Source organism: Ruegeria sp. CDSA020 (genome assembly GCF_059612345.1).
Genome location: NZ_JBXWQK010000002.1, coordinates 461,036 through 482,549, shown reverse-complemented (window position 1 = coordinate 482,549; position 21,514 = coordinate 461,036). Strand labels below are relative to the sequence as shown.

Below are 21,514 nucleotides of genomic sequence, written 5' to 3'. Positions count from 1 at the left end.
TCATGGCTGCTAAACTCCGCAAAGGCGACAAGGTCGTCGTGCTGGCTGGCAAGGACAAGGGCAAAGAGGGAACTATCACCTCGGTCGACCCGAAAGCCGGTAAAGCCGTTGTTGATGGCGTGAACATCGCCATTCGCCACACCCGCCAGTCGCAGACCTCGCAAGGTGGTCGCCTGCCTCAGGCAAACCCGATTGAGCTGTCGAACCTGGCTCTGCTGGACAAAAACGGTAAAGCAACCCGCGTTGGCTTCCGCATGGAAGGTGACAAGAAGGTTCGTTTTGCCAAGACCACGGGGGACGTGATCGATGCTTGATACCGCAACCTACACCCCGCGTCTGAAAGCTCAGTACGCTGAAACCATCCGTGCCGCTTTGAAAGAAGAGTTCGGTTACAAGAGCGATATGCAGCTGCCCAAGCTGGAAAAGATCGTTCTGAACATCGGTTGTGGTGCAGAGGCCGTCAGAGACTCGAAGAAGGCGAAAGCCGCTGTTGAAGATCTGACCGCGATTGCAGGCCAAAAGGCTGTTGCAACACTGGCGAAGAAGTCGATCGCGGGTTTCCGCGTCCGTGAAGACATGCCGCTGGGTGCGAAAGTTACCCTGCGCGGTGACCGGATGTATGAATTCCTGGATCGTCTGATCACCATCGCGCTGCCGCGCGTTCGTGACTTCCGCGGTGTTAAGCCTTCTTTCGATGGTCGTGGCAACTTTGCCATGGGCATGAAAGAGCACATCGTGTTCCCGGAAATCGACTTCGACAAGGTCGACGAGGTCTGGGGCCTGGATATCGTAATTGCCACCACAGCGAAAACCGACGCTGAAGCGAAAAGCCTGTTGAAAGCGTTCAACATGCCGTTCAACGCTTAAGCGCCGGGAGGATTGAGACATGGCTAAAAAAGCAATGATCGAACGCGAGAAGAAGCGCGAACGCCTGGTGGCCAAATATGCCGCAAAGCGTGCCGAGCTGAAAGAAATCGCGAATGACGAGAGCAAGCCGATGGAAGAGCGTTTCAAAGCGCGTCTGAAACTGGCGAAACTGCCGCGCAACAGCTCGGCAACTCGTCTTCACAACCGCTGTCAGCTGACAGGTCGTCCTCATGCTTACTATCGTAAGCTGAAGGTCAGCCGTATCATGCTGCGCGAGCTGGGTTCTGCAGGTCAGATCCCCGGCATGGTGAAATCGAGCTGGTAAGGGAGACATAGATATGAACGATCCTATCGGCGATATGCTCACCCGTATCCGCAACGCGCAAATGCGCGGCAAGTCCACTGTAAACACTCCGGCGTCGAAACTGCGCGCCTGGGTTCTGGACGTGCTGGCGGACGAAGGTTACATCCGTGGCTACGAAAAGATGACTGGTGAAAACGGTCATCCGGCCATCGAAATCAGCCTGAAATACTACGAAGGCACCCCTGTCATTCGCGAACTCAAGCGGGTCTCCAAGCCCGGTCGTCGCGTATACATGGGCGTCAATGACATCCCGCAGGTCCGTCAGGGTCTGGGTGTGTCGATTGTCAGCACTCCGAAAGGTGTGATGTCGGACCAGAATGCACGCTCCAACAATGTTGGCGGCGAAGTGCTCTGCACCGTCTTCTAAGGAGGTCTGTCAATGTCTCGTATTGGTAAACGTCCGGTCGAACTGCCCAGCGGTGTAACCGCCTCGGTTTCCGGCCAGACCATCGAAGTCAAAGGCCCGAAAGGTGCCCGCAGCTTCACCGCGACTGATGACGTTACGCTGTCGGTCGAAGACAATGTGGTTCAAATCAACCCGCGTGGCATGTCCAAGCGTGCCCGTCAGCAATGGGGCATGAGCCGCACCATGGTTGCCAATCTGGTAACCGGTGTGACCGAAGGCTTCAAAAAAGAGCTGGAGATTCAGGGTGTTGGTTACCGGGCTCAGATGCAGGGTAACACCCTGAAGCTGAACCTGGGCTACAGCCACGACGTTGATTTCGTTGCTCCGGAAGGTGTCACCATCACCGCACCGAAGCAGACCGTGATCATTGTGGAAGGTAACGACCAACAGCAGGTGGGCGAAGTCGCGGCGAAAATCCGCGAATGGCGCCGTCCCGAGCCGTATAAAGGCAAGGGTATCCGCTATAAGGGCGAATTCATCTTCCGCAAAGAAGGCAAGAAGAAGTAAGGACGCAAACAATGGCAAACAGCAAAAGAACCCTGTTTCTGAAGCGCCGCCTGCGCGTTCGGAACAAACTTCGCAAGGTCAATGCAGGTCGTGTACGCCTGTCGGTTCACCGTTCGAACAAGAACATCAGCGCTCAGCTGATCGACGACGTTCGTGGTGTGACCCTGGCCTCGGCCTCGACCCTGGAAAAAGATCTGGGTGTAGTTGGCACAAACAACGTCGAAGCGGCTACGAAAGTGGGCGCAGCCATCGCCGAGCGTGCCAAGAAGGCAGGCGTCGAAGAGGCTTATTTCGATCGTGGCGGCTTCCTGTTCCACGGCAAAGTGAAGGCTGTCGCCGACGCTGCGCGTGAAGGTGGTCTGAAGATCTAAGACTTGCGGGCAGCGCCTCAGCTGCCCCGATGATCCGGGGGCCTCGGCAATAGTCGAGGCTCACTTGGATTGAAACAACGGCGCCGCAATGCGCCACATGAGAAAAGGGATGCCAAATGGCAGAACGTGAAAACCGTCGGGGCCGTGGCCGCGACCGCGACGAAACTCCGGAATTCGCAGACCGTCTGGTCGCGATCAACCGCGTGTCGAAAACCGTAAAAGGTGGTAAGCGCTTTGGCTTCGCCGCTCTGGTGGTTGTCGGCGATCAGAAAGGCCGCGTCGGCTTTGGCAAGGGTAAAGCAAAAGAAGTACCCGAGGCCATCCGTAAGGCAACTGAACAAGCCAAGCGTCAGATGATCCGCGTGCAGCTCCGCGAAGGTCGGACCCTGCACCACGATATCGAAGGCCGTCACGGCGCCGGTAAAGTGGTTATGCGCTCGGCACCTGAAGGTACTGGTATCATCGCCGGTGGTCCGATGCGTGCTGTGTTCGAAATGCTGGGCGTCAAGGACGTTGTGTCCAAGTCGTTGGGCTCGCAGAACCCGTACAACATGATCCGCGCCACCATCAACGGCCTGCAAAAAGAGCAGAGCCCGCGTTCGGTTGCACAGCGTCGCGGCAAGAAAGTTGCTGACATCCTGCCCAAGCGGGACGAAGCGCCTGTTGCTGCTGAAGCAGAAGCATAAGGAGAGCGACCCATGGCAAAAACCATCGTCGTCAAGCAGATCGGTTCCCCGATCCGCCGCCCCGCCGAACAGCGCGCGACCCTGATCGGTCTGGGCTTGAACAAGATGCACAAAACCCGTGAGCTGGAGGATACTCCTTCGGTCCGCGGCATGGTCAACAAGATCCCGCATCTGGTAGAGATCATCGAAGAACGCGGCTAATCGCGAGTTCTTTGAAGACTTAAAAACGCCTCCGATCTGATCGGGGGCGTTTTCTTGTTTGGCCGGTCGTCTTTTTTCCGGCTCATCATATGGTGTTGTTCAGTGCCTCGGCGCAAACTCGGCTATGACCCGAGCGTCTTTTATTCTGCAAACTCAATGTCGACTTCATGGCGCAACGGGGGTTCTCTGCCTGGTTTTTCGTACAGCCTGGGGCATCCATCGCAAAAACTGGCTGCTGCTTCGCGTTTGGAATGAGCACGCGGGTTCCAGACCTGCCGGCGCAGAGCTTTGTATTTTTCGTTGTTCCAGATGGTTTCAAGTGGTTGGTCGAAAACATTTCCCAACACATGCGGATCACGGTTCTTGTCGGAAACATATTGGCGGCCGGATCGCCAGAGACAGCAGGGAATCACATCGCCATCAAAGCGAATGACCGTGCTGCTGTGGGGCCAATGGCACCTTGGGGTGAGGGATGATGACAGGGGCGGGCCATTTTCAATCCGATCGGGATCGTCGTCTACGACGTTGTACAGATCTCCATTTGCATCGAACCGTAGCCCTTCAAACGTGGTAAAGGCGTCGATACCAATCTCGTCTACGATGGCCTTGACCTGATCCAGTTCATCCTCGGCGTGATGGGGGAAAGAGATATGCTGTATTTCTACGAACGGAGATTTCAGACCCTTCCTCTTTTTATAGCCAGCCAGTAGTCGCAGGTTGTTCAGAACGAAATCCAGGCGTCCGCGAACACGGGTAACCTGAAAGCTTTCCTGCGTCGCGCCATCAACTGAGATTGTGATATGGCTAAGCCCGGCATCGACCAGGTCATGAATCCTCTCGGCTTTTAGCCGATAGCTGAAATGGGTGGTGATATGGCTTTCCAAACCGGCTGCGGTCGTGGCCCGGATCATGTCGTTGAGGTCCGGGTGTGCCAGAGGATCGCCATAGTAGAACAGGCTTACACCAAGCGCGCGATCTTTGATCTGGCCAATGATATGCCGGTACTGCTGAAGGCTGAGTTTGTCCTGCTTTCCGAAATTCTGATCGCTGAGTAATGGCCGGTTGCGTCGGGACGGGTTCGCATGGACGCAATGTGGACAGGCTAGTGAGCACAGCGGCGAAATATCAATTTTCACCAGTGACGGCAGCGGGGCGGCTTGTTGAGAGTGAAGAAGATAGCCCCGAACGTTGCGCAACAGGTTTGCCGATTGCTTCAAGGAAGGACGGCGCTGAATCCAGCGCAACCTTCTAATAACGCTTGAAACCAAAGGCATGGAGTATCCTCATTCATGAAGTCGAGGACGCCCTAAACGTGCGAGGCGAAAATGGTAAAACAGGCCGAAATAGCCCGATAGTTCACGGATATGTGATAGAATAGTGAAAATATGGGTCCGTAAAAGAAAAAAGATATTAAAATATATAAATTTGATAGATCTTATCTTTAGCCGAGAAATCCACAGGTCTATTTCAACGAAAGCCTGTAGTGGGATGTCTAAACAGTGTTTTCATTGCCATTCCCCCAATGCATACCGGCCAGACCGAATCTTCTGTTGTTAGCGTTATCTGGCGTTCTTATTTGAGCTTTGTCCCAAATAGGAACGCAAACGAAATCTGGAGAATACGCTCCGGTTTAGAAAGGAATATAGAAATGGCAAACACAGCAACTTTTTCCCGCGAAGGCTTTGGTCTGACCGCCCGCATCGCAACTCTGATCGCACGCGTGAAAGAGGCCTATGCCCTGCGCGCCGAATTCGGCCGCACCTATTCAGAGCTTCAGAACCTGACTGATCGTGAACTGAACGACATTGGTATCCGCCGGTGCGATATAAGTGATATTGCGCATAAGCACGTCTACTGCTGAGAACCTGGCAGGCTGAACAACACCGAGGCGCCATTTGGCGCCTCTTTTGATTCTGCGTGCTTGAAAGGCACAGGCACGGTGAAATTGGTCGCTCTGCATTGTGGATCGTTTGGAAATTTTCCATGAGAATTATTAGAGGGGGCTATGTCCCAATAACGCGATCACGAGGCTGACACAGTGCGAGACTATCAGATTGGCGTATTGGGTATTCCGTCAGACTGCCCGGCGCTGGATCTGCTCATCGAATATACAACGGACCCATATCGGATTCCTCCATGGCTGCCCAAACACCGGATTAGTCCACTGGACGCGCCAATCCAAAATGCTGAAGGCTAGACAGTTTGGGCGTTGTTCACTTCAAAACTTGCATCCTCAGCCACAAAGCTGTATCGGGCTCCGGTGGCGTACTGCGCCGCAAGAATCAAAACCAAGAAATGCCGTGTTTGACCCATCACGCTTCGGGGTCATTTCCGGCGAAGGAGAAGCGAAATGAAACTGAATGAATTGCGCGACAACCCAGGCGCCACACCGAAACGGACCCGCGTCGGCCGTGGTCCCGGTTCCGGCAAAGGTAAAATGGGTGGCCGTGGTATCAAAGGTCAGAAATCCCGTTCGGGTGTGGCCATCAATGGCTACGAAGGCGGCCAGATGCCGCTGTACCAGCGCCTGCCCAAGCGTGGCTTTAACAAGCCGAACCGCAAGGAGTTTGCCGTTATTAACCTGGGCCTGATCCAGAAATTCGTCGACGCCGGTAAGCTGGACGCCAAAGCCGCGATCACCGAGGACGCACTGGTTGCATCCGGTCTGGTTCGCCGTAAACTGGACGGTATCCGCGTTCTGGCCAAAGGCGAAATCAGCGCCAAGGTGACCCTAGAAGTAACTGGTGCTTCGAAAGCTGCCGTTGAGGCAGTCGAAAAAGCGGGCGGTTCACTGACGGTCACAAAAGCCGCTGCGGCAGAGTAAGCGCTTGTGAGCGGGCCAAGACCCGCTTACATAGACCTCAGAGTTTTCCAAGACGCCGCCCGAGCCGGAAAACGGTTCCGGGCGGTGTTTTCATAAGAGAGACCGATTTATGGTATCAGCAGCAGAACAAATGGCAGCCAACACTAGCTGGGCTGCTTTGGGCAAAGCCACCGATCTGCGCAACCGCATCCTGTTCACGCTGGGTTTGTTGATCGTCTATCGTCTGGGCACCTTTATCCCGGTGCCGGGCATTGACGGACAGGCCCTGCGTGAGTTCATGGAGCAAGCGGGGCAGGGCATCGGCGGCATGGTTTCGATGTTCACCGGCGGGGCGCTGGGGCGGATGGGTATCTTTGCCCTCGGTATCATGCCCTACATTTCGGCGTCGATCATCATTCAGCTGCTGACCTCGATGGTTCCCGCGCTCGAACAGCTCAAGAAAGAAGGCGAGCAGGGTCGTAAGAAGATCAACCAATATACCCGTTTCGGCACCGTGGCGCTGGCCACGGTTCAGGCCTATGGCTTGGCCGTTTCGCTGGAGTCTGGCGATTTGGCGACCGATCCGGGCCTTTATTTCCGTCTGTCGACTATGATTACACTGGTTGGCGGCACCATGTTCCTGATGTGGCTGGGTGAGCAGATCACCGCGCGCGGCATCGGCAACGGTATCTCTCTGATTATTTTCGTCGGCATCATCGCCGAGGTTCCGGCAGCGTTGGCTCAGTTCTTCGCAAGTGGCCGCAGTGGCGCAATCAGCCCCGCAGTGATCATCGGAGTGATCGTCATGGTCATCGCCGTGATCACCTTTGTGGTGTTCATGGAGCGCGCTTTGCGCAAGATCCATATTCAATACCCGCGCCGTCAGGCCGGTATGAAGATCTATGAAGGCGGCTCGAGCCACTTGCCGGTCAAAGTGAACCCGGCTGGCGTTATCCCGGCGATCTTCGCCAGCTCTTTGCTGTTGCTGCCGGTGACGATCTCGACCTTCTCATCGGGTGCGACCAACGGGCCGATCATGTCCTGGCTGCTGGCCAATTTTGGACCCGGTCAGCCTTTGTACCTGCTGTTCTTTGCGTCGATGATCGTGTTCTTTGCCTATTTCTACACGTTCAACGTGTCGTTCAAACCGGATGACGTGGCGGATAACCTGAAAAAGCAGAACGGTTTTGTGCCGGGTATCCGTCCGGGTAAGAAAACCGCCGAGTATCTGGAATACGTGGTCAACCGCGTTCTGGTTCTGGGTTCGGCTTATCTGGCGGCGGTTTGTTTGCTGCCTGAAATCCTGCGGGGCCAGTTTGCTATTCCGTTCTATTTCGGTGGTACTTCGGTTCTGATTATCGTCTCTGTGACCATGGATACGATCCAACAGGTTCAGAGCCACCTGCTGGCGCATCAATACGAAGGGCTTATCGAAAAGTCCCAACTGCGCGGGAAGGGTAAGAAACGCGGCAGGAAGGGACCCGCTCGTCGATGAACATCATTCTTCTGGGCCCCCCGGGGGCGGGTAAAGGAACGCAAGCGCGTCATCTTGTTGAAACACGCGGCATGGTGCAGCTGAGCACCGGAGACATGCTGCGCGAAGCCAAAACCTCGGGCACCGAGATGGGCCTGAAGGTTGCAGCCATCATGGATGCCGGCAAGCTGGTCACCGATGAGATTGTCATCGGCCTGATCGAAGAGAAGCTGACCACCGAAACTGGTGCCGGTTTCATCTTTGACGGTTTCCCCCGCACATTGGCACAAGCCGACGCATTGGCGGCTCTGCTGACCAAGTTGGGCCAGTCACTGCACACTGTGATCGAGATGCGGGTGGATGACGATGCCCTGGTGGATCGGATCACCGCACGTTCGACCTGTTCGGGCTGTGGCGAGGTCTACAATGACAAGACCAAGCCGATTCCGGCAGATGGTCGCTGCACCAACTGTGGTGAGCAAAAAGAGTTCACGCGTCGCGCCGACGACAACGAAGACAGCCTGCGCACGCGGTTGATGGAGTACTACAAAAAGACGTCGCCGCTGATTGGTTATTACTACGCCAAAGGCGATCTTCGCCCGGTCAATGGGTTGGCCGATATCAAGGAAGTGACTGCGTCGATCGAGGCCGTACTCGGCTAGCTCCAATATGGCCTTGACGCCAAGCGCAAAAGCCCATATCGACCCCCATCCCTAAAGGGAATCAAGATCGCAGGCGGGATTCGTCCTAACTGCCCCGACCACCTCGAATAATACTGGGCCCTCTGGCGTCACTGCCACGGTCAAGTGTTGTGAAAAAAGGTTCCGGAGCTACGGAACCGCAACAAAAAGGAAAGTGACACGTGGCACGTATTGCCGGCGTAAACATCCCGACTGCAAAGCGGGTACCTATCGCCCTCACATATATCACCGGTATCGGCAACACCTCGGCGCAGGCCATCTGCGAAGCCGTAGGCATTGAAGCGCACCGTCGCGTCAATGAGCTGTCGGATTCCGAAGTTCTGGCCATCCGCGAACATATCGACGCAAACTTCACCGTCGAAGGTGACCTGCGTCGCGAAGTTCAGATGAACGTCAAGCGCCTGATGGATTTGGGTTGCTACCGCGGTCTGCGTCATCGTCGTAACCTGCCCGTTCGCGGTCAGCGTACCCATACCAACGCTCGTACCCGCAAAGGCCCCGCAAAGGCCATTGCTGGCAAGAAGAAATAAGGAGGGTCTGACCGATGGCACGCGAAAAGACTCGTACCAAGAAAAAAGAGCGCAAGAATATCGCATCGGGCGTGGCCCATGTGAATTCGACCTTCAACAATACCAAGATCCTGATCTCGGACGTGCAAGGCAACGCCATTGCATGGTCGTCGGCCGGGACCATGGGGTTCAAAGGGTCGCGTAAATCTACACCGTATGCTGCTCAGATGGCTGCGGAAGACGCAGGTAAAAAGGCGCAGGATCACGGCGTCAAGACGCTGGAAGTCGAAGTTCAGGGCCCCGGTTCGGGTCGTGAATCGGCTCTGCGCGCACTGGCTGCAGTGGGCTTCAACATCACGTCGATCCGCGACGTGACGCCGATCGCTCACAATGGCTGTCGCCCGCCGAAACGCCGCCGCGTCTAAGCGAATTAGAATTGAGCTGGGGCCCGCATTTTCGCACGGCCCCAGCACGTCATTTTGAACCTCGGGCGTCTGCACCTTGTTGGTCATGGGGCGCGGACAGGAATGGAGGGATTACATGATCCACAAGAATTGGGCAGAATTGATCAAGCCGACCCAGCTGGAAAGCAAGCCGGGCAACGACCCTGCGCGCCAGGCAACGCTGGTTGCAGAACCGCTGGAGCGTGGCTTTGGTCTGACACTGGGCAACGCGCTGCGCCGCGTTCTGATGAGCTCGCTGCAAGGTGCGGCCATCACCAGCGTTCAGATCGACAACGTCCTGCACGAGTTCAGCTCGGTCGCGGGCGTGCGTGAAGACGTCACCGACATCATCCTGAACCTCAAGCAGGTCGCTCTGCGCATGGAGGTCGAAGGCCCCAAGCGTCTGTCGATCAATGCAAAAGGTCCGGCAATCGTCACCGCAGGGGACATCAGCGAAAGCGCTGGCATCGAGGTTCTGAACCGCGATCACGTCATCTGTCACCTGGATGATGGTGCCGACCTGTTCATGGAACTGACCGTCAACACCGGTAAGGGCTATGTCTCGGCTGAAAAGAACAAGCCAGAAGATGCACCTATCGGCCTGATCCCGATCGACGCGATCTATTCGCCGGTTAAAAAGGTCGCCTATGATGTTCAGCCGACGCGTGAAGGTCAGGTTCTAGACTATGACAAGCTGACCCTGAAGATTGAGACTGACGGTTCGATCACCCCCGAGGACGCGTTGGCCTATGCCGCACGCATCCTGCAGGATCAGCTGTCGATCTTCGTCAACTTCGATGAGCCGGAAGCGGCTGGTCGTCAGGACGAGGATGATGGTCTGGAGTTCAACCCGCTGCTGCTGAAGAAGGTAGATGAGTTGGAACTGTCGGTCCGTTCGGCAAACTGTCTGAAGAACGACAACATCGTCTACATTGGCGACCTGATCCAGAAGACCGAAGCCGAGATGCTGCGCACCCCGAACTTTGGCCGCAAGTCGCTGAACGAGATCAAAGAAGTGCTGTCCGGCATGGGTCTGCACCTTGGCATGGATGTCGAGGATTGGCCGCCCGACAACATCGAAGATCTGGCGAAGAAATTCGAAGACGCGTTTTAAGCGCGTCTTCCCCAATGCCCGGGCTGCCGGGGAATCAAGGGCGATCTTGCCCCAAGGAGAGTCGGTGACACGCATCGCCGGCCAGACAAAGCAAAACGCTAAAGAAGGAACTAGAAAATGCGTCACGCACGTGGTTACCGCCGCCTGAACCGTACTCATGAGCACCGCAAGGCTCTGTTTGCGAACATGGCTGGCTCGCTCATCGAACATGAGCAGATCAAAACAACTCTGCCCAAGGCAAAAGAACTGCGCCCGATCGTTGAAAAACTGATCACTCTGGGCAAGCGCGGCGACCTGCACGCCCGTCGTCAGGCCGCATCGCAGCTGAAAGAAGACAAAGACGTCGCAAAGCTGTTTGAAATCCTGGGCCCCCGTTACGCCGAGCGTCAGGGCGGTTATGTCCGGATCCTGAAAGCAGGCTTCCGCTATGGCGACATGGCCCCGATGGCGATAATCGAATTCGTTGACCGCGATCTGGACGCCAAAGGCGCTGCAGACAAAGCGCGTACCGCCGCCGAAGAGGCCGCAGACGAAGAATAAGAAAGCCTGGCTTTCATGTGAAAACCCCCGTGTCTCGGACGCGGGGGTTTTTCTTATGGAGCCAGTCGCAAGTCCGCTCTGCTCATGGTATGTGTCAGCTTTAGTCAGGGCCCGAGAAGCGTTTGCAAATGTCTGGTTGCTGCTTCGGCGCGCCTTGCCAATGTTCCCGGATCGGGCTTTTCTGTGCGCCCGATCGCGCGCTGGATCTGAAGATCACCAATCAACAATCCCAAATACAAATCAACCACGTCCGAAATATCGTCGCTGCTGATTAGCTCTCCATTGGTTCTGGCAGCTTCAAACAGCTGTGCCAGGAGAGGGGAAATCGTTTCCCGACCCGCCTCTGACAAGGCTTTACCTAGTTGGCCGGTTGCGTCAGCTGCGGCCGCGCGATTCAGAGAAACTGCCTTCTCGCCCAATATGATATCCAGCAATACCGGCCCAAAGGCGTCGAGTGTTTCGATCGAGGCTTCACGCTGTGCAAGCGCGTTTTCAAGCAACGTTTTTGCTTCCGCAGCGTTTCGTGACACCATGGTGCGGAACAAGCCAAGCTTATCGCCATACCAGTTGTAGAGCGTTTCGTTTGAGCAGCGGGCACGTTTGGCGATGCTCAGCATCGAAGTTCCCGCGAAACCTTTTTCTGCGAGCAGTTCATAAGCCGCTGTTTCGATCTGTTCCTGCCGGGCAGTGCGTAGGTGATCTTTCAATCTGGCCTCCTGAATGGTGTTGACACTAAGCCGTACATTGGGTTACGGCTTAACGCAACCGTACACTTTGTTACGGAAAAAGGAGGCGAATTTGATTTATGAGAAAGATCGGGCGGCCAATGCTGCTTTGTTGACACTTATCGTTTTGCAGATCGTTATGCTGAGTGCTCTCTATGCCGGAGTACCGCCACATCCGCCCACAGCTACACCACTGTTTGGGATCGCGCCTTTTATTGGAGCCGCACTCAGCGCAGCCTGCGCTGCGATCCTCCTTGGCGCCACGGAAACAAAGGCCGGTATATGCCTGACACTTTTAGCAGCACTTCTTGCTTCGGTTTCCTTCGGACCGCAAAAGTACGCAGACGCGCAGTTTCCCCTGATCTGGCCCGCAGTACTCGTAGGGCAGGGGGCCATACTTACGCTTGTCGTTTTGGCATACAGATCGGTTCGCTTGAAACCGAGACAGCTCAGCTAATACCTAACCGTCTGACTATGAACGTCGTAGTCAGGCGGTCGGACATGTCAAATGTGGCTGGACTGGCTTTATCTTGTAAGGGTGGTGATGACTGAAGTCTGGCAGAAACTCCAATACCGCGCTTGCAAACCCAGACATCGCGCCGCATATCCAAAACAGTCCAAAAATTTTCGGGAACTATGATGCTTCGCGCCACGGCCTTCGCTTTATCGCTTTTGTCTGCCTCTGCCGCGGCGGAAACCAGGGTGCCACGTTCTCAGGCCGAAATCAGCCTAGGGTTTGCGCCGGTGGTGAAACAGGCCGCGCCGGCTGTGGTGAATATCTACGCCAAGATCGTACGCGAAGGGCGCTCGAATTCACTGTTCTCTGACCCGTTCTTTCAGGATTTCTTTGGCGGCGGCTTTGGCGAACCGCGACCGCGCGTTCAGAATTCGCTGGGGTCGGGTGTGATCCTGACGGATGACGGTTATGTGGTCTCTAACTATCATGTTGTTGGTTCAGCGACAGAAATACGGGTCGTCACGACGGACCGGCGCGAGTTTTCGGCCGAGGTGGTTCTGGGCGATCAGGAAAGCGACATCGCCATTCTGCGTCTGAAAGATGCCGAGGCGTTGCCTTCGATCGACATGCGGGATTCCGATTTGGTTGAGGTGGGTGAATTGGCTCTGGCCATCGGCAACCCGTTCGGCGTCGGGCAGACGGTTTCATCGGGCATTATCTCGGGGCTGGCGCGGACCGGTACGGCGACGGGCAATGCGCGGGGCTATTTCATTCAGACGGACGCGGCGATCAATCCCGGCAATTCGGGCGGGGCGCTGATCGATGTAAACGGTGATCTGATTGGCATCAACACCTCGATCCTGACACGTTCTGGCGGATCGAACGGGATCGGCTTTGCCATCCCTGCCAATCTGGTTGCCGAATTCCTGCGGCAAGCGCAGGCCGGCAATGACAGTTTTGTCAGCCCCTGGGCCGGAATGGCAGGGCAGCACATGAGTGCGGATATCGCTGAGTCTCTGGGCTTGGTCATCCCGCAGGGTGTGGTGATTTCGGATCTCCATGCGCTCAGCCCGTTGGCCGAGGCAGGGTTGCAGGTTGGGGACGTCGTGACCCATGTCGACGGGGATGAGGTGAACTCGCCGGCAGAGATGAAATTCCGCATGTCAGTGGCCGGTGTGGGCGGCACGTCGGTGGTGACGCGACTGCGCGGCGAGGACCGAGCTGAACTTGAGGTCGCTTTGGTCAAAGCGCCCGAGGTTCCGGCAGCGGAAGTGACGACGCTGAACGATGAAACCGTGATGCCAGGCCTGACCGTGTCGCGGATCAACCCTGCTGTTATCGCGCGGCTGGGGCTTTTGCTGTCGCAGACGGGGGTGGTTGTGGTCGACGCCGGCCGCTATGGCGGTCGGTCCGGGCTGCGTCCGGGCGATGTGGTCGATGGGATAAACGGCGCGCGGGTCGAGCGACCTGCTGATGTCGTGAAGGCGCTGACCGATCCGGGGCGTCGGATCAATCTGGATATCCTCAGGGGCGGGCGGCCGGTTTCCTTGCGGTTCAGGCTGTGACCGGATGAGTGACCTTTTCGATACCGGGTCACCTGACCCTGCGCCACCTGTACATCGCCCGCTGGCCGACAGATTGCGCCCGCAAACGCTGGCCGAGGTGATCGGGCAGGAACAGGTGTTGGGCCCGGATGCGCCTTTGGGCGTGATGCTGGCCTCGGGCAGTCTGTCGAGCCTGATATTCTGGGGGCCGCCCGGTGTCGGCAAGACCACGATCGCGCGGCTTTTGGCGCAAGAGACGGACCTGCATTTTGTGCAGATCAGTGCCATCTTTACTGGTGTACCCGACCTGAAGAAAGTGTTCGAAGCTGCGAAGATCCGGCGTCAGAACGGGCAGGGGACGTTGCTGTTCGTTGACGAAATCCATCGCTTCAACAAGGCGCAGCAGGACGGGTTTCTGCCGCATATGGAGGATGGCACGATCCTCCTGGTCGGTGCGACCACGGAAAATCCATCGTTCGAGTTGAACGCCGCTGTGCTCAGTCGGGCACAAGTGCTGGTGCTGGAACGGCTCAGCCTGGCTGATCTTGAGCGTCTGACGCAGCGCGCTGAACAGGAATTGGACCGCGGGTTGCCGTTGGCCCCTGCGGCCCGTGATGCGCTGCAGGAAATGGCCGATGGTGACGGACGAGCGCTGTTGAACCTGATCGAACAGGTGGCCGCGTGGAAAGTGGATGGCCCGCTAGACACTGACGCTTTGTCGACCCGGCTCATGCGCCGTGCTGCGAAATACGACAAGTCGGGGGATGAGCATTACAACCTGATCTCGGCCCTGCATAAATCGGTGCGGGGGTCCGACCCCGATGCCGCCCTGTACTGGTTCGCGCGAATGCTGACGGGAGGCGAGGACCCAAGGTATCTGGCACGCCGGATCACGCGAATGGCGGTCGAGGACATTGGTCTGGCTGATCCGCAGGCTCAGGCGATCTGTCTGCAGTCATGGGAAACCTATGAGCGGCTGGGCAGTCCCGAAGGCGAGTTGGCTTTGGCGCAGGCGCTGGTCTATCTGGCTCTGGCTCCGAAATCGAACGGAGCCTATGTGGGCTACAAGGCCGCGATGCGTCTGGCCAAGCAATCAGGTAGTGAGCCGCCGCCCAAACATATTCTGAATGCACCGACCTCTTTGATGAAAGATCAGGGCTATGGTGCGGGCTATGCTTATGATCACGATGCCGAGGATGGGTTTTCTGGGCAGAACTACTTTCCCGAGTCCATATCGCGCTCTGTTCTGTATCAACCTGTCGAGCGTGGGTTTGAACGTGAGCTGAAGAAACGGCTGGACTACTTTGCCAAGCTGCGCTCGCAACGGAAACCAGACTAGCACCGGCTTGACTCTTTGGCCGATGCGCGCGACAGACGCGCATGTTTTCTGGGACAATGTTTACAGCGTGGTCCGGGCGGGTCTGCCGCGCGGCGCAAGGGGCAATGGCATGAGTGGCGTGCAGATGATTACGGTTGCGGATGGGGATGGCGATCAGCGGGTGGACCGCTGGCTGCGGCGTCTGTTTCCGCATGTCAGCCAGGGGCGCATCGAGAAAATGTGCCGCAAGGGCGAACTGCGTGTGGATGGCGGACGGGCCAAGGCCTCGACCCGGCTTGAGGTCGGCCAGGTTGTACGCGTGCCACCTCTGCCGGATGCGGACCACAAACCGGTCGAGGTGAAACCGCGGATCACAGATGCGGATGCCAAGATGATGCAGGCTTGCGTGATTTATCGTGATGATCACGTGATCGCGCTGAACAAACCGCAAGGCTTGCCGGTGCAAGGCGGCAGCGGCCAGACCCGGCATGTGGACGGCCTGTCCGAGGCGCTGCGCTTTGGATATGACGAAAACCCCCGATTGGTGCACCGACTGGACAAGGATACCTCGGGCGTGCTGTTGCTGGCCCGCACACGCGAGGCCGCCAAAGCACTGACCGCCGCTTTCCGTCACCGGGACACGCGCAAGATATATTGGGCCCTGGTCGCTGGGGTGCCGACCCCTTATCTGGGCGAGATCAAGACCGGTTTGGTCAAGGCCCCGGGCCATGGCAGCCAGGGCGAGGGCGAAAAGATGATCCCCGTTCATCTGAACGAAATCAACGACACGCCAGGAGCGAAGCGGGCCCATACACTTTACGCTACGCTATACCGCGTGGCCGGACGCGCCGCCTGGGTCGCGATGGAGCCGATCACCGGCCGCACCCATCAGTTGCGTGCGCATATGGCAGCGATTGGGCACCCAATCATCGGGGATGGAAAATACGGCGGTTCGGGTCAAGAGAACCTTGGCGATGGCTGGGGTGCGCAGTTGGGCGGTGTGATCAGCAAAAAGCTGCACCTGCATGCACGGCAGGCTTCGTTTCAGCACCCGGTGACGCGTAAGAAGATCACTGTTACCGCACCCTTGCCTGATCACATGAAACACAGCTGGGACACATTCGGATGGGCCGAAGACCTGGCCGCGGATGATCCGTTCGAGTCTCTGCAATGAGCAGACCCTTGCGTCTGGTTCTATTTGATGTGGACGGTACCCTGGTCGATAGCCAAGGCAGCATTATCGCGGCCATGACCGCCAGCTTTGATGCCTTGTCTCTTCCGGTACCGGATAGGGCGGGGATCTTGTCCATAGTCGGATTATCTCTGCCACAAGCCATGGCGCAGTTGGTGCCCGAGTGTTCTGCTGTGGATCAGGCGCGGTTGGTAGAGGGCTATAAACAGGCCTATCACGCACATCGGCTGGAACAGGGAATGGCCAGTTCGCCGCTCTACCCCGGAGCCCGTGAGGTTATCGAGGCACTGCATGCAATCCCCGAGATGTTGCTGGGCGTGGCGACAGGCAAATCGCAACGTGGTCTGGATGCTTTGATCGAAGGTCACGGTCTGCAAGGCTATTTCGTGACCCGGCAGGTCGCAGATCACCACCCGTCAAAACCGCATCCTTCGATGATCGACACGGCACGGGCCGAAACCGGCGTCGATGCGGTTGATACTGTCATGATCGGGGATACCCGATTCGACATGGATATGGCCGCCGCCGCCGGTGTCACGGGAATTGGCGTCACCTGGGGGTATCACGAACGGCCTGCCCTGGCCGCTGCCTCTCGTATTATCGAAACGTTTGACCAGTTGCCGGGCGCACTGGACGATATCTGGACCTGAAGACATGAGTGACTGGAAACCGAAACGATTTTGGACTGCATGTCAGGTGGTCGAGGCCGATGGCGGATTTACGGTCGAACTGGACGGTCGTCGGGTCAAAACACCTGCGCGGGCCGGACTGATCCTGCCGACCTTGCCGATGGCTCAGGCCGTTGCGGCCGAATGGGACGCGCAGGAAGAACAGGTTGACCCAGGGACGATGCCCTACACGCGTTCGGCCAATGCAGCCATCGACAAGGTACAGATTCAGCACGCCGAAGTTGCAGACATGCTGGCCGATTATGGCGATTCGGATTTGCTGTGCTATCGCGCCGCCCACCCGCAAGAGTTGCAGCAGCGGCAAGCTGAGCAGTGGGACCCGGTGTTGGACTGGGCCGCGGAAGCCATGTCGGTTCGCCTGCAGCCCGTCACAGGTATCCTGCATCAGCCGCAAGACGTGGCGGCGCTGGAACAGTTGCGCCGACGAGTGCATGATTTCAACAACTTCCAACTGGCTGCCTTTCACGATCTGGTCAGCCTTTCGGGCTCGTTGATCCTTGGGTTTGCGGCCACTTCCGATTGGTGTGATGCGCAAGAGATCTGGCGGATTTCGCGGTTGGACGAGCTGTGGCAAATCGAACAATGGGGCCATGACGACGAGGCGCATGAAGCAGCCGAAGTCAAACGTTCTGCATTTTTACACGCTAAACGCTTCTACGACGTCTCTGATTGATCTTAGATTTCTGAATTTTTACCGCTCTGATGGACATCTGTGAGTTGATCCATCGTTTTCCCTGATCCGACCCTTGACGTTTGTTTATGAATGCGACCAAACTCGTGCGCACTAAAGGGGAGACACCTTTGGGGAAACCTTTCTGGTACCTGAGGTGCCGGATAGAACCGTCCCTGAACGGGATGGACAATCAGGAAGAGGTAAAAATGAAAAAATCCGTAATCTTGGGCGCGGCCACAGTTGCCGGTCTGGCCGCAGGCGCAGCCATGGCGGGAACCGTGGACGACGTCAAGGCGCGCGGTAAGCTGAACTGCGGTGTGACCACCGGTCTGGTCGGCTTTGCCGCGCCCGACGCAAATGGTGAATGGCAGGGCTTTGACGTTTCGTTGTGCCGCGCCGTTGCCGCTGCGGTTCTGGGTGACGCAAGCGCCGTTGAATTCGTTCCGACCACAGGTAAGACACGCTTTACCGCACTGGCTTCGGGCGAAATCGACATGCTGGCCCGGAACACCACCTGGACCTTCAGCCGCGACGTAGACCTGAAGTTCGAATTCGTCGGTGTAAACTATTACGACGGTCAGGGCTTTATGGTTCCCAAAGCGCTGGGCGTAAGCTCGGCCAAGGAACTGGACGGCGCGACTGTCTGCATCCAGACCGGCACCACCACCGAGCTGAACCTGGCGGATTTCTTCCGCTCGAACAACATCAGCTACGAGCCGGTTCCGATCGAAACCAACGCAGAAGCGCAGCAGCAGTATCTGGCTGGCGCATGTGACGTCTACACTACCGACGCATCGGGCCTGGCCGCAACTCGCGCCACGTTCGAAAACCCCGGTGATCACATCCTGCTGCCCGAAATCATCTCGAAAGAGCCGCTGGGCCCGCTGGTCCGTCATGGCGACCACGAGTGGGGCGACGTTGTTCGCTGGACACTGAACGCACTGGTTTCGGCTGAAGAGCTGGGTGTGACCTCGGCGAACATCGACGAGATGTCTGCTGGCACCGACAATCCCGAAGTGAACCGTCTGCTGGGCAGCGAAGGCACTCTGGGTGAGATGCTGGGTCTGGACGCACAGTGGGCAATGCGCGCTATCAAGGCGGGTGGTAACTATGGTGAGGTCTTTGCCAAGAACATCGGTGAAGAAACCCCAATCGGTCTGGCACGCGGCCTGAACGGTCAGTGGACCGATGGCGGCCTGCTGTACTCGCCGCCGTTCCGCTAATATCCATTGAAGAGGGCGCAGTTCATCCTGCGCCCTTTTTCAATCCATAAGAAACAGTCCCGGTTAGATTGAACAGAGATCAACTCTGTCTGCGAATAACGGGATGACACGGGGATATACATAGGTCATGTCGACTCTCACTGACCCGCCAAAGGAGCAGTTCCGGCTGTCCATGCTCCTTTACGATACGCGGTACCGATCTGCGACCATCCAGGTCATTGCAATGATCGGTTTCATGCTTTTGGCAGCCTGGATCATTTCCAACACCATTCAGAACCTCGAAGCACTTGGTAAACCCGTAGAATTCGGGTTCTTCGGCGAACCTGCAAGTTACGATATCAACCAACGACTGCTGGAATACGATTCTCGAGACAGCCACTTGCGTGCTGGGCTTATCGGATTGCTAAACACACTTGTTGTTGCAGTTCTCGGCTGTATCACGGCGACGATTATCGGTGTTTTCGTTGGTGTATTACGGCTTTCAAACAACTGGTTGATCGCGCGGATCATGACTGTTTATGTCGAGATGTTCCGTAACGTGCCTGTGCTGCTTTGGATCGTTCTGGCTATGGCCATTCTGATCGAAGGTTTACCGGCACCCAATGCATTCCGAGGCGAAACCCCGACGGCCACGATGGATTTTTTCAACTCTGTCGCCGTCACCAATCGCGGTGTCTATATCCCAGAGCTCCTGTTTTCACGCAGTCTTGGCGATATCCACTTGTTTGGTGCGTCCAGCTTACGCTTCGACATTTCATTGGATCTGGTCGCCTTTCTGGTCGTTTTGGCGGGCAGCATTTTTGTGATGCGCAAAGTATCCGCTAATGCCGCTGCAAAACAGGAAGCAACTGGTGATCGCCCAACCATCTGGCACATTCAGTTGGGTATTCTGTTTGTGCCGATGCTGATCCTGCTGACTGCGTTGGGATTCCATTTGGGATACCCGGAACTGAAAGGGTTCAACTTCAAAGGCGGCACCCATTTGCGGAACTCGCTTATCGCATTGTGGTTGGCCCTGTCCCTTTACACTGCAGCTTTCATCGCTGAGATCGTGCGGGCCGGAATTCTCGCCATTTCCAAGGGGCAGACCGAGGCCGCCGCCGCGCTGGGTATACGCCCGAGCCGGATTATGCGTCTGGTGATCCTGCCGCAAGCGTTGCGCGTGATCATCCCGCCAATGATCTCGAACTACCTGAACCTGACCAAGAACTCGTCTCTGGCGATTGCGGTGGGATATATGGATATCACAGGTACCCTAGGTGGCATCACCATGAACCAAACCGGCCGCGAGCTGGAATGCGTTCTACTGCTGATGCTGGTCTATCTGTGCATCTCGCTGAGCATCTCGGCAGTGATGAACTGGTACAACAATAGTGTCAAATTGGTGGAGCGGTAATATGAGTGATGTTTCATTTGTCCGCGCGGAAATGTTGCCGGAGAAAGCGCCACCAGCGTCCGAAGTGGGAATAGTAGGTTGGGTTAAGCACAATCTGTTTTCTGGTTGGTTCAATTCGATCCTGACTTTGGTTTCGCTCTATGCGATCTACTATGTGTTGTCGGGCGTTCTGCCATGGACGTTCCAATCCGTCTGGAATGCCAATTCACTGACTGAGTGCCGTGAGATCATGATGGCAACCTGGGGAGACACCCATGGTCATGCTTGCTGGGCTGTCATCAATGATCGCTGGCTGCAGCTGTTGTTCGGATTCTACCCGAGCCATCTGTACTGGCGGCCGATTCTGGCGCTTGTTCTGTTGCTGGTTGCGCTGGCGCCAGTGCTGTATTCGGACCGTGTTCCGAGCAAGTTGCTGATCTTTAGCGCGATCTACCCCTTCCTGATGCCTTGGTTGATGTGGGGTGGTACCATCTGGGGGCCATTGTCGGCGGCACTTGGATTTGTTGCCGGCTGGGCCGTCTACACCGTCGTCAGCAAGCAACAAAGCGAATTGCTCGGGATGATCGGTGGTGCAGTGGCTGCGTTGATCTGGTGGCTGTTTCTATCGAGCTACTTCGTTGGTGCCCTGGATTCGATCCTGCCGATCGGTATCGAAGCCGTGCAAAGTCGTCAGTTCGGTGGTTTCATGCTGGCGATCCTGCTGGGTGTTGTGGCCATCGGTGTCTCGCTGCCGATCGGTATCGTGTTGGCGCTGGGCCGTCAGTCGGACCTTCTTATCGTCAAATACATGTGTGTGGGCTTTATCGAGTTCATTCGCGGCGTACCGCTGATCACGCTACTGTTCGTGGCCTCGCTGCTGTTGAACCTGTTCCTGCCACCAGGCACCAATTTTGACATCATCCTGCGGGTGATGATCATGATGACCCTGTTCTCAGCCGCCTATATGGCCGAAGTGATCCGGGGTGGCCTGGCTGCATTGCCACGCGGTCAGTACGAGGGCGCCGACAGTTTGGGCCTGAACTACTGGCAGGCACAGCGACTGATCATCATGCCACAAGCCCTGAAAATCTCAATTCCGGGCATCGTGAGCACATTCATCGGGATCTTCAAGGATACGGTTCTGGTGTCGATCATCGGACTGTTCGACGTGCTTGGCCTAGCCAACGCGATCCGCGCTGATACCGCTTGGAACGGCATCTACTGGGAACTGTTCGCTTTTATCGGCGCGCTGTTCTTCGTCGTCTGCTTCTCCATGTCCCGTTATTCCATGTATCTGGAGCGCAAGCTTCAGACTGGCCATCGTTAAGGAGT

Annotated in this window: 26 protein-coding genes; 24 read left to right on the top strand and 2 right to left on the bottom strand. The window is 56.7% G+C overall.

Going from position 1 to position 21,514, the window contains the following annotated elements:
* Window positions 1–2: 2 nt before the first annotated feature.
* The 8 genes from rplX to rpmD all read left to right on the top strand — a co-directional run bounded on the left by rplX (window position 3) and on the right by rpmD (window position 3,402).
* Window positions 3–314 carry a 50S ribosomal protein L24 gene (rplX, locus tag AC2FJW_RS05320; RefSeq protein WP_142639787.1) on the top strand — a complete coding sequence of 104 codons (312 nt, stop codon included), beginning with the start codon at window positions 3–5 and terminating at the stop codon, window positions 312–314.
* On the top strand, window positions 307–867 hold the full coding sequence (gene rplE / locus AC2FJW_RS05315) for a 50S ribosomal protein L5 (RefSeq protein ID WP_142639786.1): 561 nt from the start codon (window positions 307–309) through the stop codon (window positions 865–867). Before rplX ends, rplE begins: the two co-directional genes overlap by 8 nt.
* Window positions 868–886: 19 nt before the next feature.
* Window positions 887–1,192 carry a 30S ribosomal protein S14 gene (rpsN, locus tag AC2FJW_RS05310; RefSeq protein ID WP_142639784.1) on the top strand — a complete coding sequence of 102 codons (306 nt, stop codon included), beginning with the start codon at window positions 887–889 and terminating at the stop codon, window positions 1,190–1,192.
* A 13-nt stretch (window positions 1,193–1,205) separates the two neighbouring features.
* A complete protein-coding gene (rpsH, locus tag AC2FJW_RS05305) occupies window positions 1,206–1,598 on the top strand; it encodes a 30S ribosomal protein S8 (RefSeq protein ID WP_142639782.1) in 393 nt (130 codons plus the stop codon).
* 12 nt (window positions 1,599–1,610) lie between these two features.
* Window positions 1,611–2,144, top strand: a complete 534-nt coding sequence (gene rplF, locus AC2FJW_RS05300; RefSeq protein WP_058272374.1) for a 50S ribosomal protein L6 — start codon at window positions 1,611–1,613, stop codon at window positions 2,142–2,144.
* Between the two features lie 11 nt (window positions 2,145–2,155).
* A complete protein-coding gene (gene rplR, locus AC2FJW_RS05295) occupies window positions 2,156–2,515 on the top strand; it encodes a 50S ribosomal protein L18 (protein WP_142639780.1) in 360 nt (119 codons plus the stop codon).
* A 116-nt stretch (window positions 2,516–2,631) separates the two neighbouring features.
* A complete protein-coding gene (rpsE, locus tag AC2FJW_RS05290) occupies window positions 2,632–3,201 on the top strand; it encodes a 30S ribosomal protein S5 (protein WP_142639778.1) in 570 nt (189 codons plus the stop codon).
* A gap of 12 nt (window positions 3,202–3,213) precedes the next feature.
* Window positions 3,214–3,402 carry a 50S ribosomal protein L30 gene (rpmD, locus tag AC2FJW_RS05285; RefSeq protein WP_008757946.1) on the top strand — a complete coding sequence of 63 codons (189 nt, stop codon included), beginning with the start codon at window positions 3,214–3,216 and terminating at the stop codon, window positions 3,400–3,402.
* Between the two features lie 140 nt (window positions 3,403–3,542).
* Here rpmD and AC2FJW_RS05280 read toward each other — a convergent pair whose 3' ends face one another.
* Window positions 3,543–4,538 (bottom strand): radical SAM/SPASM domain-containing protein, encoded by a 996-nt coding sequence (locus AC2FJW_RS05280; RefSeq protein WP_496749421.1) that lies wholly within the window; start codon window positions 4,536–4,538, stop codon window positions 3,543–3,545.
* Between the two features lie 512 nt (window positions 4,539–5,050).
* On the opposite strand from AC2FJW_RS05280, the gene AC2FJW_RS05275 reads away from it, so the two are divergent.
* The 8 genes from AC2FJW_RS05275 (at window position 5,051) to rplQ (ending at window position 10,986) form a co-directional block, all read left to right on the top strand.
* Window positions 5,051–5,263, top strand: coding sequence for a DUF1127 domain-containing protein (locus AC2FJW_RS05275; RefSeq protein WP_496691902.1), 213 nt, complete (start codon window positions 5,051–5,053; stop codon window positions 5,261–5,263).
* Between the two features lie 489 nt (window positions 5,264–5,752).
* Window positions 5,753–6,226: a 50S ribosomal protein L15 gene (rplO, locus tag AC2FJW_RS05270; RefSeq protein WP_496749420.1), complete on the top strand. Its 474-nt coding sequence runs from the start codon at window positions 5,753–5,755 to the stop codon at window positions 6,224–6,226.
* Window positions 6,227–6,335: 109 nt separating this feature from the next.
* Complete coding sequence (secY, locus tag AC2FJW_RS05265) at window positions 6,336–7,700, top strand: preprotein translocase subunit SecY (protein ID WP_271951986.1); 1,365 nt, start codon at window positions 6,336–6,338, stop codon at window positions 7,698–7,700.
* Window positions 7,697–8,341, top strand: coding sequence for an adenylate kinase (locus tag AC2FJW_RS05260; protein ID WP_142639768.1), 645 nt, complete (start codon window positions 7,697–7,699; stop codon window positions 8,339–8,341). The genes secY and AC2FJW_RS05260 overlap by 4 nt, the downstream gene beginning before the upstream one ends.
* A gap of 200 nt (window positions 8,342–8,541) precedes the next feature.
* Entirely contained in the window at window positions 8,542–8,910 is a 369-nt protein-coding gene (gene rpsM, locus AC2FJW_RS05255) for a 30S ribosomal protein S13 (RefSeq protein WP_142639766.1), read from the top strand.
* 14 nt (window positions 8,911–8,924) lie between these two features.
* Window positions 8,925–9,314: a 30S ribosomal protein S11 gene (rpsK, locus tag AC2FJW_RS05250; protein WP_037311698.1), complete on the top strand. Its 390-nt coding sequence runs from the start codon at window positions 8,925–8,927 to the stop codon at window positions 9,312–9,314.
* 115 nt (window positions 9,315–9,429) lie between these two features.
* Window positions 9,430–10,446: a DNA-directed RNA polymerase subunit alpha gene (locus AC2FJW_RS05245; protein ID WP_281995981.1), complete on the top strand. Its 1,017-nt coding sequence runs from the start codon at window positions 9,430–9,432 to the stop codon at window positions 10,444–10,446.
* A gap of 117 nt (window positions 10,447–10,563) precedes the next feature.
* Complete coding sequence (rplQ, locus tag AC2FJW_RS05240) at window positions 10,564–10,986, top strand: 50S ribosomal protein L17 (protein ID WP_142639761.1); 423 nt, start codon at window positions 10,564–10,566, stop codon at window positions 10,984–10,986.
* 104 nt (window positions 10,987–11,090) lie between these two features.
* On the opposite strand, the gene AC2FJW_RS05235 is transcribed toward rplQ, so the two are convergent.
* Window positions 11,091–11,693: a TetR/AcrR family transcriptional regulator gene (locus tag AC2FJW_RS05235; protein WP_496694392.1), complete on the bottom strand. Its 603-nt coding sequence runs from the start codon at window positions 11,691–11,693 to the stop codon at window positions 11,091–11,093.
* Between the two features lie 657 nt (window positions 11,694–12,350).
* On the opposite strand from AC2FJW_RS05235, the gene AC2FJW_RS05230 reads away from it, so the two are divergent.
* The 8 genes from AC2FJW_RS05230 (at window position 12,351) to AC2FJW_RS05195 (ending at window position 21,509) form a co-directional block, all read left to right on the top strand.
* A complete protein-coding gene (locus AC2FJW_RS05230; RefSeq protein ID WP_281973751.1) occupies window positions 12,351–13,733 on the top strand; it encodes a trypsin-like peptidase domain-containing protein in 1,383 nt (460 codons plus the stop codon).
* 4 nt (window positions 13,734–13,737) lie between these two features.
* Window positions 13,738–15,051: a replication-associated recombination protein A gene (locus AC2FJW_RS05225; protein WP_496749419.1), complete on the top strand. Its 1,314-nt coding sequence runs from the start codon at window positions 13,738–13,740 to the stop codon at window positions 15,049–15,051.
* Between the two features lie 109 nt (window positions 15,052–15,160).
* A complete protein-coding gene (locus AC2FJW_RS05220) occupies window positions 15,161–16,204 on the top strand; it encodes an RluA family pseudouridine synthase (protein ID WP_142639807.1) in 1,044 nt (347 codons plus the stop codon).
* Window positions 16,201–16,872: an HAD-IA family hydrolase gene (locus AC2FJW_RS05215; protein WP_496749418.1), complete on the top strand. Its 672-nt coding sequence runs from the start codon at window positions 16,201–16,203 to the stop codon at window positions 16,870–16,872. The genes AC2FJW_RS05220 and AC2FJW_RS05215 overlap by 4 nt, the downstream gene beginning before the upstream one ends.
* 4 nt (window positions 16,873–16,876) lie before the next feature.
* Window positions 16,877–17,584 (top strand): ATP12 family chaperone protein, encoded by a 708-nt coding sequence (locus tag AC2FJW_RS05210; RefSeq protein WP_496749417.1) that lies wholly within the window; start codon window positions 16,877–16,879, stop codon window positions 17,582–17,584.
* Window positions 17,585–17,790: 206 nt separating this feature from the next.
* Window positions 17,791–18,807 (top strand): amino acid ABC transporter substrate-binding protein, encoded by a 1,017-nt coding sequence (locus AC2FJW_RS05205; protein ID WP_142639749.1) that lies wholly within the window; start codon window positions 17,791–17,793, stop codon window positions 18,805–18,807.
* 127 nt (window positions 18,808–18,934) lie between these two features.
* Window positions 18,935–20,203: an amino acid ABC transporter permease gene (locus AC2FJW_RS05200; protein ID WP_496691910.1), complete on the top strand. Its 1,269-nt coding sequence runs from the start codon at window positions 18,935–18,937 to the stop codon at window positions 20,201–20,203.
* A 1-nt stretch (window position 20,204) separates the two neighbouring features.
* A complete protein-coding gene (locus tag AC2FJW_RS05195; RefSeq protein ID WP_496749416.1) occupies window positions 20,205–21,509 on the top strand; it encodes an amino acid ABC transporter permease in 1,305 nt (434 codons plus the stop codon).
* Window positions 21,510–21,514: the final 5 nt, after the last annotated feature.